Source organism: Cutibacterium sp., from assembly GCF_030525615.1.
GTDB lineage: Bacteria > Actinomycetota > Actinomycetes > Propionibacteriales > Propionibacteriaceae > Cutibacterium.
In genome coordinates, this window is sequence record NZ_JAUNEJ010000003.1 from 169,528 (window position 1) to 185,275 (window position 15,748).

A 15,748-nucleotide genomic window follows, 5' to 3' on the forward strand; every position below is an offset into this window, starting at 1 on the left:
CCCGCCGCGCTACCAGGCCACAGCTCAGCTCGCACCGCAAGACGGCCCCGCACCGCAAGACGGCAAGGCGCAACAAGATGACAGGGCGCAGCAAGAAGGCACAGCGCAGCAAGACGACCAAGTTCCTGCGGGGCCTGATCGGAACAATCTTGGCGTTGGCGATCATCGCCGTCATTGGCGTTTTCGTCGCATATCAGCGCACCGACCTTCCCGACCCCAACCACGACTTCCAGACGAACACCTCGTTTATTTATTACCGTGACGGGAGCCGACTCGGGTCGTTCTCGGTCCAGAACCGTCAGTCGATTCCGTATGAGTCAATGCCCAAGAACCTTCGCAATGCCGTCGTATCGGCCGAGAATCGCAGCTTCTGGACGGATCCCGGTATCTCGGTCAAGGGCATGATTCGTGCCGCATGGACCATTGCTCGTGGCGGTGAAATGCAGGGTGGTTCGACGATCACTCAGCAGTACATCAAGGTGTTGTACCTGTCCCAGGAACGCACCATAAGCCGTAAGTTCAAGGAACTCTTCCTTGCGGTCAAGACGAGTAAGGAGGTGCCCAAGGAGGACATCCTTGCGGGTTACCTCAACACTATTTATTTCGGCCGGGGCGCATACGGGGTCCAGGCTGCCGCGAAGGCGTTCTTCTACACGGACGCCTCCAAGCTCACCTTGTCCCAGTCGGCTGTGCTGGCCTCGGTCATCAACAGCCCGGGCAACTTCGACCCCAACGGCGGAGTGGCCGCCCGCGAGAGGTTGTTGCAGCGGTACCGCTACGTTCTCGACGGTATGCTCGAGGCCGGCAACATTACCCAGGCCCAGCATGATGAGGCCTATCGCGAGTTGCCGAAGTTCCCGAAGGTCCCCAACTACAACCGGTGGGCTGGAACCGACGGCTACCTGATGAAGATGGTCCATGACGAACTCATCGCGAACGGGTTCTCAGACCAGCAGATCAAGGGCGGCGGGCTGAAGGTGACGACCACCCTCGATCGAAAGGACCAGCAGGCAGCGGTTGCTGCCGGACAAAAGTACAAGAAGATCGCCGGTCGCAACGCGGGTTCCAAGGGGCCTCAGAACCTTCATCCTGCGCTTGCGTCGGTTGATGTCAAGACCGGTGGTGTGTTGGCCATGTACGGCGGTGACGACTACATCTCCAACACTCGTAACTGGACTCGCACTCCGCGCCCGGCAGCGTCCACCTTCAAGGTTTATGCGGCTGTGGCGGGAATGCGGCGTGGGTTTAGCCTGCGCTCTCAACTCAACGGCGACACCTTCACCCCTGACGGCGACACGGCTGCGGTTCACAACGACAGCAACGTGAACTACGGCACCGTCAGTCTGCGTCAAGCTACCGCGAAGTCGATCAACACTGCTTTCGTCGACATGGTCTCGCGGATGAAGGACGGCCCGAAGAATGTCGTCAAGGCCGCTAATGATGCCGGGGTTTCCAAGGGCACCGGATGGGACCTGAACAATCGCATTGCCTTGGGTACCGCTGAGGTGAGTCCACTGGCCCAGGCCGGCGGTTACGCCACGATCGCCAACGATGGGAAGAAGGTCACTCCTCACGTTGTGGACAGGGTCGTCGACCAGTCAGGCAAGGTCGTCTACCACGCTCCTTCGCCATCGAAACAGACCATCCAGGCCGATATTAGCCACGACCTCACCTACGCCCTGCAGTCGGTGGTTGACGAGGGTACCGGTCGGAGTGTGGCCGACTTCGACCACGAGGTCGCTGGAAAGACGGGCACCTCCGGCGTCGAGGACAGGGTCACAGCGGCGTGGTTCGTCGCCTACACCAAGCAGATTTCAACAGCCGTCATGTTCGTCGCCGGCGACACCGGCAACGAGGACCTTGACCCTTACGCTCGTGAAGGTGCCTCTGGATTTCATGGCGGCGATTACCCGGCACGAACTTGGCTCGACTACATGGACACGGCGATGAAAGGGATGTCTGATGAATCCTTTGCTGACCCCGACTGGGTGAACCTGTCCGGCAAGCATTACGGGGAGACTGCGCGTCCGGAAGTGGAGGGTGACGAGGATCCCCGGGATACCTCAGACGACACGACCTCTGACGACTCAAACTCTGACGGCTCAAACTCGGATGAATCGTACTCAAGCGATTCAGATTCAGGTGATTCAGACGCAGACTCGAACTCAGGCGAGTCGGAGACAGACGATTCAGACCCGGATGGCTCCTCGAGGTCGACTCCCCCGGCCACGTCGACCCGTCGCGCTAAGCCGAAGACCCGTCAGGAACCTCCCGAACCGTCGAGGAAGTCCGAGCCAACCCAGCGTCCAACCCATGCCGCCAGACCGACGCACACCAGCCACCCCACGACGGGAGACCCGCCGCGCAGCGAGCGTCAATCGAGCGATGAGGCACACAATGGGTAGCCTGACCACGTGACCATCCCCGACCCGAAAGATGACGACGTGGCTGCCGACAGCCATGCGAACACTGAACCCACCAGTTTCGTGGCTCGCCGGGGCCTTGACGTCCCGCAGCGATCTCGTGTTTCCCGGCTGGGACTGGATCGCCGCATTGGTGGACGCATGGGACGTCATGCTTGGCCACGCGGCATTTTCTTCGACCCAGCCCCTTGGGCCATCATGAGCGCGATTGTGGTGTGGCTGCTTACGATCTACCGTGTCACCCCCTGCGTGCAGCATGACGCAGCCAAGGCCGTCGATCCCTACCAGCGGCAGTGTTACTCGGATATTCCGACGATTTACCGGTCCTCGGGAATTGGTCACGGCGGGTCTCTCTTCACCAATCCCGACCTCGCCCAAACCCCCCTCGTCACCGTTCTGATGGCTTTCTGTCGTCGGGTGGCGTGGGCGTTCGGGGCAGAAGTCTCCCCGAAGGCCACAGACCAGCAGGTTCTTGACGCCGCCAATGCCTACTGGGGTGTCGCCCAGGTTGTGCTCTTTGTAGCCTTCCTGGCCGTTGTCATTTCTGTCATGCTGCTGGGACGCGGCTCGGACACCAACCTTCTCACCGACGACAAAGGACGCCCCACCCAGGTTCGACGCCGTTCCTGGGATGTCTTCTGGGTAGTGCTGTGCCCAGTGGTTTACCTGGCCGGACTTATCGACTTCTCCATGGTTCCGGTAGCCCTCGCCGCAACGTCCATGCTGGCCTGGGCTCGTCGCCGACCGTGGTTGGCTGGGATTCTGATAGGTCTGGCCTGTGCGGGAAGTCTACAGACGGCTGTGGTGGTTTTCGCTGTGCTGCTGTGCTGCCTGCGCGCTACTCGGCTGTCGGAGCTGGGTCGCTACCTGCTGTCGGCGGGAGCGGTCCTGGCGGTCTGTCACGTCAGCGCTGCCTGCCTGAGTCTGACGAGCTGGTGGACCTACCTGCGTTCGGCCTTCTGGTCCGGAACTGGCCTGGGCACGATGTGGTACGTCATCCAGGACGCTTCTGGCGCGACGATCCCCGGTATTGGCTGGATCACCGGCACCTTGACCATTGGCGGTCTGCTTGGCCTGGCCTGGATGTCGATGACGGTCCCGCGACGTCCGCGTATCGCCCAGATCGCCTGCGTGGCCTTGCTGATTCTTTTCATCACCAACAAGGTGTATTCGCCGCAGTGGGCGCTGTTGCTCGTCCCGCTAGCCGCTTTGGCCCGCCCCGATTTCCGCGACTGGGCTGTTCTCATGGTGGGGGAGTCCTTCTACTCGCTGGCCGTCTGGGCCCATCTCGGCGGGCTGTCCCTGCCGGGAGGTTCGGACGCCGACATTGTGTACTGGGCCTCCGTCATACTGCGTTTGGCCTGTGAGGTGTGGTTCGCATGGGGAGTTCTCGACGACATCCGACGACCATGGAATGACGTCGTCAGAGTGGGCTACGCCGACGATCCCACCGGCGGGGTGTTGGACCATGCGCCCGATCCCGTTCCTGAAGGTGATCTCGCTGCGGAGGCTGCCCAGTGACGCGCGCCGGAGCACGGAAATCGACACGGGTCGCGAAACCATTCACCCCCGCCGATGATGGGCGCTTGGTGGCTCAGACATGGCTGGGCAGTCGGGCGATCCTGTTCATCGTGGCCGTGATCGTGATGGCTGGGTATCACCGCACTTTCTCCCAAGTGGTAGCGAACTGGGACGTCCAGCACTTCATCTCCATCGCCCGCAATGGGTATGCCGACCCTCTTGAAATGGCTTTTTTCCCTGGCCTTCCGACGGTATTCAAGGCTGGCAGTTTCATCGGTGTGCCGATGGAGGTCACCGGAGTTCTGGTCGGCCTGGTCGGGTCGGCCTTGGCAGCCTGGGCGCTGTTTCGTATCGGTGGGACGGTGCCGGCATGTTTGTGGCTGATTGCCCCAACAGCGGTCTTCACTGTCGTCGGGTACACCGAGTCCCCGTTCTGTGCCGCCGCATTCTGGTCCTGGGAGCGGGCCAGAGCCGGAAAATGGTGGCCTGCTGCGCTGCTTGCTGGGTTGGCGTGCACCTTCCGAGTGTCGGGGCTGTTCCTTGTCGGGGCATTGGCAGTGATGGCGGTTCTTGGTGACGGCGACCAGCGTCGTCCCACCAGCAAAGCGGCCCGCCGCCGTCGTACCACCGAGGTCGTTAATCGGCTCTGCACCCTGCTGGTGCCGACGGCTGTCCTAGTGGCCTTTGTGGTGTGGCTGCATCGTCTCACGGGGTCGTGGACGGCTTGGTTTCAGGCCCAGACGAACGGTTGGGGACGCGGTTTCACCACGCCGGTTGACACCTTGCGACACACCTTGCCGGCGACCCACGCCGAGACGTGGCAAACCACCTACGGGTCCGGGGCGGCTGGGGTAGCGATCGTGTTTCGCCTTGAGTTGGTCTCGGTTGTCTTGGGAATCCTCGTCTTTATCTACTGCCTGGTTCGTCGTCGCTGGGCCTCAGCATCGTGGGTTGGCATTCAAGTTGTGGCCTTTTCGATCGGGTATTGGTACATGAGCGTCAACCGTGCCACGTTGTTGTGGTTCCCGCTGTTTGTGGCACTCGCTGAGATCACTCGTGGTCCGTCTAGACCGCCCGGCTTGGTGTTACTGTGGCGAGGAATTATGGGAATCGTTGTCGTCGCCGATCTTGCCGTTATGACGTGGTGGGGCTGGCGATTCTTCACCGGGGGGTGGGCCAGTTGAGTCCAGAGCCCGGGGTTGTGGGTTGGTATCGACGGTCGATCGGTTCGCTGACGACGTGGGGTTTGACAGCCCTCGTCATCGTCGAGACTTTTGCCGACCTGCGGCATGGGTTGACACCTCCTCCGTGGCTTGTCAGCAGCTACCTGATCGTTGATGTCTTGGTCATCCTGGCGTGTGGACCGGCGGTGTGGCTGCATCGTCGTAATGTGGGGCGGGCAGGCACCTGGATGATCGCTGCGGCTTTCGGTCTCATGGTCTGGGCGCTGGCGTCGGCCAGTGTGTGTCCGTTGCCAACTCTGGGGACGGCGGTGACCAGAGAGTTCCTCGTTATGCCGGCCCTCACTTCCATGACGACTTTTCTGGCAGGTCTGGCTGTCGCCTTCGGATTGTCGTCCCAGGCTTCTGTCCGTGATGTTGTTGCCCGGCTGTGGTGGCCCGCCATGGCCCTCACTATTGCATCATTCCTGCAATGGCCTCGTGCCATGAAAGTGCACGAATCGACACGGCTCGCTACCGGAATGGGAGGATCAGCCGTCCTTCATGTTCCTCTGTTGCTGGCTTCCGGTGTCTTGGCAGTTGCTGCGATTGCCGGACTTCGACGTATCGCGAGCGTGGTATTCGCACTTGCTGCTCTGCTTGCCGTAGTTCTGACAGGATCTCGGGCTGGTTTGGCTTGTGCTGCTGTCTTTACGGTCGGATATGGGATCGCCTTAGTGGTGTGGCGTCATTCCGAACCGGATCGTTTCTGCCGTCACAGAGGTCTGGTCTGGGGTGGACTTGTTGCGGTGGCGCTGGCAGTCGTTGCCGTGGTGGCTCTGGTACCTGGGATGCGCCGCGTGCTGAGCCTGTCGGATCCGTTGAGGTCGCAGACTGTGCATCTCGGACTTGATTTGTGGTCCAGCGATTGGATCCACGTGCTTGTGGGGCACGGGTATGGCCGGTTATGGCCCTGGTACCTTTACGACTCGCATGCCCGGCGCGAGCCGTGGCGGGGCATGATAACCACTGAGTGGGGCCAGACCCTCGGGAGCGCCCACTCGACTGTGCTGGCAATCCTGGTTGAGCTGGGACTGATGGGTCTTCTCATGCTTCTCATCGTCTTGGCAGTACCGATGGTTCGTCTGGTCGTCGCGTTCACCCGTGGGCTGCGTTCGCTGGAATACGCGATTCTCCTGTGGGCTGTGGTAGCCACCATGCCGGCATTCCTGCTCGACACTTACCTTGTCAAGAATTATGGGGTGAGTATGTGGTGGTGGGTGGTGGCCTTCGCAGCTGTTCTGCATGGCGGTCAGCGTCCGTGGAGCACCTCGCGGCAAAAAGCCGGATAGACGACGGAATCGCGGAACTGGTGCTCCCAAAGCTGTCGGGAAGCCAAGCAGGTGCGCCGATATTCATCGTCGGGCACGGTCGCCAGGCGTACTAGGGCTTCGACAGCTTGCTCGTCAGTGAACTCGGCAGGAAGCAATTGTCCATTGGCAGACGAGACGATCTCGCTGACGCCGCCGACGGTGGTAGCCACGATCGGTATGCCTAGGGACGCCACCTCCATCATGGATACTGGAAGCCCTTCCGACAACGATAGATTAATGAAGACGGTCGGGTTGAGACTGCGCTGAGTTTCCGTGACTGCGGCGTTGTCAACGTGGCCAAGAAGAGTGACCATGTCTTTGACACCATGAGCAGAGATTTCCTGGCGCAGCGCTCCCATCTCCGGCCCATCACCCAGATGAGTCCACCGGGCGTCAATCCCGTAGCGGCGAACTGTTGCCAGGATCGCCGGCATCCGCGTCATCCTTTTGACTGCTCCAAGGTGAGCACAGCTGATGATGGTAAACGGTTCCCTACGGCACGTGGCCATGGTGCAAGGATCGGGGGTTCCAAGGTGACGAGTGTGGACCTTGTGGGCGAACTGCGGCCAGGTACTTTGCAATTCGCGAGTGCCTTGGTTAGACACAGGACACACTTCGTCGAGTGACCTCAGCAGCAGTTTTCGCTCGGGAATGTGGTTTCGGGGAGACCTACTGGGGTACAGGTCGTATCCGTGGGCGCGGGAGACGACGCGGTCCACGGTGATGCCCTGAGCACGCAGCTGCTCGGCCAGCAGGGTCGCGGTTCGGGCCGTGATGTGGAGCCAGAAAGAGTAAATCGTTACGCGGCTGTCGGGCGACAGACGCAACTGCGGCAGCAGGGCTAGCAGCTTGTCGAGAGCGTCCTGTGCGCGTGCCTCGAAGAGAGCGTCCGAAGCGACGAGGCGAGGTTTATGTCGGGCAGCTGCCCAGTCCACTCCGTGTATCGGCAGATCACGTAGCCCTTTGACCAGTGCTAGACCACGGGCAAGACCTTGGGGAGCTGGACTCCCGATGCGGAAGACCCGAGCGTTGTCGGGAATCGTTCGGGTCATGTCGTCGTCTTGTCGTGCTTGTACTGGAGCGATAATGACGTGGTCGAAGGATCGACATAAGTAATTGATCTCGTTCTCGAGGAATTCTTCCCCATGCGCCAACGGGTACGAGTTGGTCAGGAGGATCAGCGTCGACTTACGATCTGCCATGTGCTAACCCTACCCATGTGTGGTGGATGTCCCCTGCGGGAAGCGTCTCGGGTACCGTTTGGCATGAAGTGCCCGGTGGATCGGAGGATTAGTCATGTCGTGCACTGACCGTGAGGTCCGACGCTGTATCTACCATGTGCCATACCCACTCAACCCGGGCACCACATTTGGTGGCCAAAAACGAGCGGTAGCGATGTTTAAGGCGCTGACCGAGTGGGGAGAGGTCTGGTTGGTGGCGGGAAACGCAGCCCAGCGGTGCCGCCAGATGAAGGTTGTTATGGAGGCGGTCAGGGCCGGCACGCGATTCGAGTTTTGCTACTCGGAGTCGTCTACGATGCCGACAGCCCTCACTGAGCCACATCACTTGCCGACCCATCCATTTGAGGACTTCACATTCCTCTTTCATGTGCGCCGCCACGGTATCCCGGTTGGCTTGTTCTACCGAGATGTGTACTGGAAGTTCCCGATCTACGGTAAGGGAGTTCCGAAGGCTAAACAGCTTGTTGCCCAAGCGATGTACCGCTACGACCTGTTCGCCTATCGACAGTGTCTCGATGTACTCTTCCTTCCTTCGCTGCGAATGGGGGACTGGGTTGACGTTGGTGATCGGGTGCGCAAGGTGGCTCTTCCCCCCGGTCACGACATCATTGAGTCCCCGGAAGCCACCCCGTCCTCTCCGCTGTCATTGTTTTACGTTGGTGGGTTGGGAGTCCTTTACGATTTGAGAGCGTTCTGTGAGGCGGTGTCGAAGGTTCCTGAGGCATCTCTGACAATCTGTACTCGGCCCAAGGAGTGGGAGCAGGCTCGCAAAGATTACGAGCCTTTCATGACCGGCAATATCAAGGTCGTCCACGCGAATGGTAAGAAGGAACTTGAGCCCTATTTCGCTGCAGCAAATGTGGCGGTGTTAGCTATGGCCCCGCACGAATACCGCGATTTTGCAGCCCCCCTCAAGTTTTTCGAATACGTCGGCAACGGCAAGCCGATTATTGCAACGGAGAACACCTTCGTCGGCGATGTGGTTTCTCGTGATCGGACCGGGTGGACGGTGAAGGCCTCGGTTGATGAGTTTGTTGAGCTGTTGAAGGACCTTGTGGAGCATCCGGACCACATCGACACGGCTCGCGAGCATGTGATGGCGGCCCGCAGTAAGCACACGTGGACGGCTCGTGTGGAGCAGCTCTCTGATGCCTTGGCGGCGGTGGATCGACGATGAGTGCGGTTAGCCCTGCGGCGGCGTCGGAGTCCACGGCGGTGCCGCAGGTGGTTTCGCACCGAGCCGTGGCGGCTACGTCCACAACCGGCACGTGGTTGAGTATTGTTGCAGCATTGCTCATCATGCGGTTGCCGATGAGCTTCATTCTGCTTCTCGTCGTGCCTTGGGCTGTCCTGCTTGTGCAGAAAAGGTATCGTTCCAGTCTCAAGGTTGGACCGCTGGCTGCTCTCGAGGTTTGTTGTATGGCTGCCGCTGTGATTGCCGTGGTGGTGTTCCATCCGAGTCTTCTCGTTAGCACCGGCAACAGCGCCGTTATCATGCTTGCTGTTGTGGGGTTCACCTTGGCGGTATTTCGCTCCGCTGAACCCGGCAGGACGGCCCGGCAAGCACTTTCGGGGTTGTACTGGGGGGCCATCATGGTCTGGCTTATCGGCTTGGGGGAGATACTCACCGGCGTCAAGCTTCTCCCACTGCTCTATCCAGGAGCCAACACAGTTTCAGCGGTCTCGAAGAGCAGGTGGATTGTCACTGCGACGTACCCCAACTACAACGACTATGGCATCGTCATGACCATGCTGTTCACAGCCCTGCTGGCCAGGATGTGGTTTGACCCGAGGCAAGGAATGGTCACTCTGGGCCGAGTGTTCGCTCTGGTGACATGTTTCGGGATGATCTTGGTGGGAGGCTCTCGTGGAGCCTTACTGGGATGTATGTGCGCGGTGGTGCTGCTGGTCATCCTAAATATCCGTCGTCTTCATGACGCGGCCATGGGGGTGAGGGCGTTCTTCTGGGGTACCGCCTTGGCCATCGTGGCCGGGGTTGGGTTGTGGATGAGCCCCTATATCCAGGATCACTCAACGGCGGTGAGGGGGAGGATCATGGTCAACGCGGTGAGCATGATTATGAGCGATCCAATATCTCTCTTATTTGGGTACGGGTCTCTGTCGGAATACAAGGACGAGGCGGCGGCTCGTTTCGGAGGTCTTTTGATGGATCCTCACAACCTGTTGTTGGAACTGGTGCTCGACTACGGGATCCTGGCGATGGTTCTCTTCGTGGTGTGCTGGCTGTGGATTTTGGTCAAGGGATTCCTGCCACGCCGTCCCGCTGTGGACTGGCAGGCTGCTTTTGGACTGACCGTTGTCATACTTCTTCCGGTCCTTGGAATCATCCCGTCTTCTAGCCTGCGATATCACGTGATCTGGCTCTATCTCGTTGCCGCCAGCTGCATCACTGCAGAGACTGTCCTAGCAAATCGGACCGGCTAGGTGTAGTTGCGCATGACCTTGCTTACGCCTGTGGGCAGTGGGGGCGAATTCATGGGTAACGCCTTCGCCGGCCAGCATGGATGGAACATGTAGCTGGCCTGCCACGGGCCGTTATCGGTGACTGTCGTGATGGTGCCGATACCGTGGGTCGCGTATGAAGGCTTATGAAGGCTTTCGCGCGACGCCACCACCCTCCCAGTGTGGCAGCCATCTGGACAGCACAAGGCTCGGTGTAGGCCAAGCGGGAGGATGAAGCGTACTGGGTTCGTCCCGCCCCGGTGGTGCGGTATGCACCGTTTGGTCAGTTGTTAGCCCTGGAGCGGCGTGAGGAGCGATATTCCAGGATTCCCATGACAACCAGTCCGAGAACCACTCCGGCGGCCACCCCCACAATCGGGGACGAGAACTCGGAGGCGAGCTTGGTGCCGTCGTCGGCGTTTTCTGGAGGTGCCGGGTTCGGGTCCGACGGGAAAGCTGGCCCAAGGATCGTCAGTTTTGGCTGCGGGAGGCCAGCGACCGGACTCGGGACCAGGTCGTTCGCTTTCTCGGTGAAGGCACGAGCATAGGCGTTGGCACGTTGAACTGCCTGGTCTTCCGTGGTTCCCGTCGCGTAGATGGCGATGACCGTTCCTCCTCCGCCCCAGTAGGTCGACGCCGCTTTTTTGAGGTCCTCGGCAGTGGTGCCGTCATGAAGATAGTTGAGGGCTGCGGTAATGATGGGATCAGGAGTGGTGAGTGCTTGGTAGTTGGTCATGATTGTCTGGACAGCGGCAGACTCGATGGTCGCCTGGGCCTCGGTGCTAGGTTCCGGAAGGGTGGCCATTACGTGTCCATGGGCAGCGATTGAACCAACATTATCCTTGGGGGCAAAAATGGCGGAATAACCCACGAGGATGCCAGCGACGATGACGAAAGTAATCAAGCCGGCCAGCCAGTGTTGTGCCAACCCCTTGAGGAACCCGAGTAGGTCGACGGGCTGATTCCTACTGCCGGCATTTCGGGGCGCTGCTGCGGTGGCATCGCGCTCAGGTTTAGTGGACTCAGAGTCCGCGGCCGGGGGTTCTGGTGGGAGGTTGCTCACGTCAGTGAATGGTACACAGGGTAGAGGAGGGAACCGATGATATTCAGGGGGAGTGCGGGCTTTTCGAGTGGTCTTCTTGCGACAAGTTCGGTCGCGATGGCGCGGGGGTTAATGGTAGTGGTGCCCGGCGCGAGTACGCTGGACCCGATGCAACCGGCATGAAAGGCGTCCCATATGGGTGAACCACGGATCATCGACACCGCCGATCTGGACGACGGTGTGACCATCGGCGACGGTTCGTCGATTTGGCACCTCTCCCAAGTCCGCAGCGAAGCTGTGCTCGGACGCAACGTCGTGGTGGGCCGGGGTGCCTACATTGGCGAGGGTGTCCACGTCGGCGACAACTGCAAGATCCAGAATTACGCGCTGGTCTATGAGCCCGCGAAATTAGAGGATGGGGTCTTCATCGGCCCGGCGGTGGTTCTCACCAATGACCACTTCCCGCGCGCCATCAACCCTGACGGCTCCCTCAAGTCGGCTGACGACTGGGAGCAGGTGGGTGTGACCTGCAAACGCGGCAGCGCCATCGGTGCCCGCTCGGTGTGCGTCGCCCCCGTCACTATTGGCGAATGGGCGACGGTGGCTGCCGGATCAGTCGTCACGAAGGATGTCCCGGCATATGCTTTGGTCGCTGGTGTTCCGGCTCGTCGTATCAAGTGGGTGGGTCGTTCTGGCTTCCCGCTGGATCCTGATGGTGAGAACAAGTGGATTGACTCGCGTACCGGTGACCGGTTCGTCGAGGACCCCGAGACCGACACGCTGACCCTCGTCAGCGAGGGTGAGCAGGCGTGAGGCCGTCATCCCCCAATCCAAGTACCCTTCCGTGGGTGCCACGGCGCCCACAAACCGGACTATCCGTCCGAACAGTTAGGAGCTTTCAACGTGACTGCCCAGTTCATTCCAGCCGCCAAGCCGATTCTCGGTGACGACGAGCGCAAGGCCGTCGACGAGGTCATCGCCTCCGGCATGGTCGCTCAGGGTCCGCAGGTCCACGCCTTCGAGGAGGAGTTTTCCTCCCAGGTTGTCGACGGGGTCCACTGTGTGGCCGTCAATGCGGGTACCTCGGCCCTCCACATTGGTCTGCTGGCCTCCGGTATCGGTGAAGGCGACGAGGTTATCGTCCCCTCCTTCACCTTCGCTGCCACTGGCAACTCGGTTGCCTTGTCGGGTGCCAAGCCGGTCTTCGCCGACGTCGACCCGGTGACGTTCAACCTGGACCCGGCCTCCATTGAGGCCTCTATTACTGACAAGACCGCCGCGATCATGCCAGTACATCTCTACGGTCTGCCAGCCAACATGCCAGAGATCCTCAAGATCGCCGAGAAGCACGGTCTCAAAGTTTTCGAGGACTGCGCCCAGGCCCACGCCGCCAGCATTGATGGCAAGCACGTCGGTACGTTCGGTACCTTCGGCGCATTCTCCTTCTACCCGACCAAGAACATGACCTCGGGTGAGGGCGGCATGATTACTACCTCCGACCCCGAGGTGGCTCGCAGGGCTGCCATGCTGCGTAATCAGGGCATGGAGAAGCGCTACGCCAACGAGTACGTCGGTCTCAACAACCGCATGACCGACATCCACGCCTCCATCGGCCGGGTCCAGCTCACCAAGCTGGCCGGCTGGACGAAGACCCGTCAGGAGAATGCGGCTTTCCTGTCCGAGAACATCACCGAGGCCGTTACCCCCACCGTCCCGGAGGGGTACGTACACGTGTACCACCAGTACACGATTCGTCTCGAGGGAGCCACCGGCGAGGAGCGTGACCGCTTCGTTACCGCGCTGAAGGAGGAACACCAGGTCGGCTCGGGCGTCTACTACCCGATCCCGAACCACCGTCTGCCTTCGCTGGCCCCGTACGCTCCGGGCCTTGAGCTGCCGAACACCGAGAAAGTTGCCGCCGAGTGCGTCTCGTTGCCGGTCCACCCCTCGCTGTCCCAAGCTGACCTTGAGCGCATCGTCGCTGCTGTCAATGCTTGTGCGAAGGCAGGTGCCTGATGACGAATCTGCGCGCCGGCATGGTCGGCATCGGCTCGATGGGCAAGAACCACGTCCGCAACCTGCGCGCCATCGACGGCGTGGACCTGGTTGCGATTGCGGATGCCTCTGGCAAGGACCCGTTCGGGGTTGCCGGGGACCTTCCTGTCCTGCCTGATGTCGATGCGGTCATTGAGGCTGGAGTCGACTACTGCGTCGTCGCCGCCCCGACCAAGTTTCATGAGGAGATTGGTCTGAAGCTGGCCGAGGCGGGGGTTCACGCCCTCATCGAGAAGCCGCTGGCTTACGACACTGCCGCCGCCACTCGTCTGGCCGAGGCTTTCGAGAGCAGGGGACTCGTCGGTGCCGTCGGCCACATTGAGCGCTACAACCCGGCCCTGCAGTCGCTGCGCAAGCGTCTAGAGAACGGTGACCTCGGGGACCTCTACCAGGTGGCCACCCGTCGTCAGGGTCCGTTCCCGGCGCGTATCGCCGACGTTGGCGTCGTCAAGGACCTCGCCAGCCACGACATCGACCTCACCGCATGGGTTACCCAGCGCGAGTTCGAGTTGGTCGCCGCCCGCACCATGTTTAAGGCTGGCCGCGACTACGAAGACATGGTCTCGGCGACCTGCCAGCTCTCTGGTGGGTTGATGAGTAACCACCTCGTCAACTGGCTGACCCCGACGAAGGAGCGTCGCACCTACGTCACCGGCGAGAAGGGTATGTTCGTCGCGGACACTCTGACCGCTGACCTCACCTTCTACTCCAACGCCAAGGTTGCGACGGTGTGGGACGACATCGCCAACTTCCGTGGTGTTGCCGAGGGTGACGTCACCAGGTTCGCTATTCCCAAGCCTGAGCCGCTGCGCACCGAGCACGAGAACTTCCGTGACGCCGTGCTAGGTAAGGAGTCCGACATCGTGACGATGGCCCAGGGCGCCAAGGTCGTCCAGGTGTGCGAGGCGATGATTGACTCCGCCGCCACCGGCGAGTTCATCAAGATCTCCTGACACCTAGCGGTCATCATCGGGCCGGGCCGTCAAGGCCCGGCCCGATTGCGCTTACCGGCGCATTCTGGGCACCTGAGTCGTGCCCGAGTTCACAGGTAGAATGCCTGACATCTTTGGTCACTGCGAATCACTTGACGGCTTGCGGGTCGTGACGTCATTACGCTCGAGCGACCCCGACCAATGGTTGAGCGGGGCGGCCGAGGCCGTCGTCGCATCCCTTTTCCTCGCCTGCACCTATGCCACGGTCAACCGGCCATTGTTTGACAATGGTGCCTGCCCACTCATGCTTCCGCTCTTTGGGGCGGCTGCTGTGGTGTTGGAGGTGTTGTGCATCATGAGGGATGTACGGGGGACACCGACGTCTGGTGAATGGTCCGGCCCCCTCACCATAGTGGTGTGCAGTTTCCTCGCCTTGCTGGCCTGGGCTGCTGTGTCGATTCCCTTCCACGACCACGTCATCTATGACGATTCCATGGGGATCATCAGGGGGCTGCCGCTCTATACACTCGTCGTTCCCTTGGCCGAGGCGACGGTGACAATTCTCGTTGCAGTCTTCGCGTGTCGGCTTCTTGCAGCGGAGAACCTCAAGGCAGCTGTGTGGCGACTGTCCATGCTGATGGCGATCGCGAACCCCATTGCACTTGTCAACCAGTACGTGGCAGGTCATACGACGGGTTGGCGAGTCGCCACCAAGCTCGGTGGGGCCGCCGTCTGTCACGTGGTGTTGATACTCGCCTTGGCTGTTGCCGTCGACGCTGTCATCCGGAACTATCACCGGGGAATTTCGAGTGCGGCCGGTGTCAGTCATGTGGCCTGTTTAGCCGCCTCCGGATCGCGTGCCGGAATGATTTGCTTGGCCCTCTTCATCGTCGGTGTGGTGCTTTTCGGGCCTGGCCGCCGCAGCCGTAAACAGTGGGTTATCTTGGTAAGCGTAGGGACAGTGCTCGCCGCAGCCGCCACATGGCTCCTCACGACGGTCCGGACGGGGTCTTTGGTAGACCCAGACCGGGCTAAGACCTGGGCCTTGGCAGGACGGGTCGTCGTCGAGTCGCCGGGACGTCTTTTGACGGGAACCGGCTATGGGACCATCTGGCCGTGGTTCGCCGTTGAATCCACTTTCATGCCGAGGTCCTCCCACGGGATGCGCCAGACCCTATACGGGTACACCCTTCCCCACGCGCACAGTCTGTTTGCTCAAGTTCTGGGGGAGCTGGGCCTGATTGGACTCGCCTTGGTGTTGGTGTCCGTGGGTACCGTCATCGCAGTGTGTGTCAAGGGGATTCGCGGAGAATCGACGGTGCTGTGTCTCGGGGTGCTTGCGACGATCCCGGCCTTTTTCATGGACACCTACCTCATCAAGAACTTCCCGGTCGCGCTGTTCTGGTGGGTCTTCACCCTGGTTGTGTGTCGGCTCGTGACAACCTCAGGGTGGGCGAAAGATCCACACAGGGAATTGCATGTTAAGGGCTGACTTGTGCGGATAATCACAGGGTTTTCTGTGATGAGTTAGTGGCTCG

The 15,748-nt window shown here is 60.7% G+C and carries 11 protein-coding genes and 1 pseudogene; 10 read left to right on the forward strand and 2 right to left on the reverse strand.

The features are described from left to right. Positions 1-77 precede the first annotated feature (77 nt). The 4 genes from Q4B98_RS06250 to Q4B98_RS06265 all read left to right on the forward strand — a co-directional run bounded on the left by Q4B98_RS06250 (position 78) and on the right by Q4B98_RS06265 (position 6,456). Positions 78-2,405, forward strand: a complete 2,328-nt coding sequence (locus Q4B98_RS06250) for a transglycosylase domain-containing protein (RefSeq protein ID WP_303196384.1) — start codon at positions 78-80, stop codon at positions 2,403-2,405. A gap of 159 nt (positions 2,406-2,564) precedes the next feature. After that, positions 2,565-3,944, forward strand: coding sequence for a glycosyltransferase family 87 protein (locus tag Q4B98_RS06255; RefSeq protein WP_303196385.1), 1,380 nt, complete (start codon positions 2,565-2,567; stop codon positions 3,942-3,944). Next, on the forward strand, positions 3,941-5,128 hold the full coding sequence (locus Q4B98_RS06260; protein ID WP_303196263.1) for a mannosyltransferase family protein: 1,188 nt from the start codon (positions 3,941-3,943) through the stop codon (positions 5,126-5,128). Before Q4B98_RS06255 ends, Q4B98_RS06260 begins: the two co-directional genes overlap by 4 nt. Then, a complete protein-coding gene (locus tag Q4B98_RS06265) occupies positions 5,125-6,456 on the forward strand; it encodes a hypothetical protein (protein WP_303196264.1) in 1,332 nt (443 codons plus the stop codon). The genes Q4B98_RS06260 and Q4B98_RS06265 overlap by 4 nt, the downstream gene beginning before the upstream one ends. Here the strand turns inward: Q4B98_RS06265 and Q4B98_RS06270 are convergent. Further along, positions 6,417-7,679 (reverse strand): glycosyltransferase, encoded by a 1,263-nt coding sequence (locus tag Q4B98_RS06270; RefSeq protein WP_303196265.1) that lies wholly within the window; start codon positions 7,677-7,679, stop codon positions 6,417-6,419. The two genes, Q4B98_RS06265 and Q4B98_RS06270, sit on opposite strands and share 40 nt — an antisense overlap. A 94-nt stretch (positions 7,680-7,773) precedes the next feature. On the opposite strand from Q4B98_RS06270, the gene Q4B98_RS06275 reads away from it, so the two are divergent. Together Q4B98_RS06275 and Q4B98_RS06280 are read left to right on the forward strand one after the other, a co-directional pair. Next, entirely contained in the window at positions 7,774-8,895 is a 1,122-nt protein-coding gene (locus Q4B98_RS06275; protein ID WP_303196266.1) for a glycosyltransferase, read from the forward strand. Continuing rightward, positions 8,892-10,151: pseudogene (locus tag Q4B98_RS06280) on the forward strand (O-antigen ligase family protein); the annotation flags it as partial. The gene Q4B98_RS06275 and the pseudogene Q4B98_RS06280, both read left to right, overlap by 4 nt. Before the next feature lie 313 nt (positions 10,152-10,464). On the opposite strand, the gene Q4B98_RS06285 reads toward Q4B98_RS06280, so the two are convergent. Continuing rightward, entirely contained in the window at positions 10,465-11,244 is a 780-nt protein-coding gene (locus Q4B98_RS06285; RefSeq protein WP_303196267.1) for a chain-length determining protein, read from the reverse strand. A 174-nt stretch (positions 11,245-11,418) separates the two neighbouring features. Between Q4B98_RS06285 and Q4B98_RS06290 the strand changes: the two genes are divergently transcribed. The 4 genes from Q4B98_RS06290 to Q4B98_RS06305 all read left to right on the forward strand — a co-directional run bounded on the left by Q4B98_RS06290 (position 11,419) and on the right by Q4B98_RS06305 (position 15,702). Beyond that, positions 11,419-12,036, forward strand: coding sequence for an acyltransferase (locus tag Q4B98_RS06290; protein WP_303196268.1), 618 nt, complete (start codon positions 11,419-11,421; stop codon positions 12,034-12,036). A gap of 90 nt (positions 12,037-12,126) precedes the next feature. Then, entirely contained in the window at positions 12,127-13,239 is a 1,113-nt protein-coding gene (locus Q4B98_RS06295; RefSeq protein WP_303196269.1) for a DegT/DnrJ/EryC1/StrS aminotransferase family protein, read from the forward strand. Next, positions 13,239-14,231 carry a Gfo/Idh/MocA family protein gene (locus tag Q4B98_RS06300; RefSeq protein ID WP_303196270.1) on the forward strand — a complete coding sequence of 331 codons (993 nt, stop codon included), beginning with the start codon at positions 13,239-13,241 and terminating at the stop codon, positions 14,229-14,231. Before Q4B98_RS06295 ends, Q4B98_RS06300 begins: the two co-directional genes overlap by 1 nt. Positions 14,232-14,331: 100 nt before the next feature. Then, positions 14,332-15,702 (forward strand): O-antigen ligase, encoded by a 1,371-nt coding sequence (locus tag Q4B98_RS06305; protein ID WP_303196271.1) that lies wholly within the window; start codon positions 14,332-14,334, stop codon positions 15,700-15,702. Positions 15,703-15,748: the final 46 nt, after the last annotated feature.

Coding starts and splice junctions, on each gene's coding strand:
- Q4B98_RS06250 (WP_303196384.1), top strand. CDS start 78: ATGACAGGGCGCAGCAAGAAGGCACAGCGCAGCAAGACGACCAAGTTC.
- Q4B98_RS06255 (WP_303196385.1), top strand. CDS start 2,565: ATGGGACGTCATGCTTGGCCACGCGGCATTTTCTTCGACCCAGCCCCT.
- Q4B98_RS06270 (WP_303196265.1), bottom strand. CDS start 7,679: ATGGCAGATCGTAAGTCGACGCTGATCCTCCTGACCAACTCGTACCCG.
- Q4B98_RS06275 (WP_303196266.1), top strand. CDS start 7,774: ATGTCGTGCACTGACCGTGAGGTCCGACGCTGTATCTACCATGTGCCA.
- Q4B98_RS06290 (WP_303196268.1), top strand. CDS start 11,419: ATGGGTGAACCACGGATCATCGACACCGCCGATCTGGACGACGGTGTG.
- Q4B98_RS06300 (WP_303196270.1), top strand. CDS start 13,239: ATGACGAATCTGCGCGCCGGCATGGTCGGCATCGGCTCGATGGGCAAG.
- Q4B98_RS06305 (WP_303196271.1), top strand. CDS start 14,332: ATGCCTGACATCTTTGGTCACTGCGAATCACTTGACGGCTTGCGGGTC.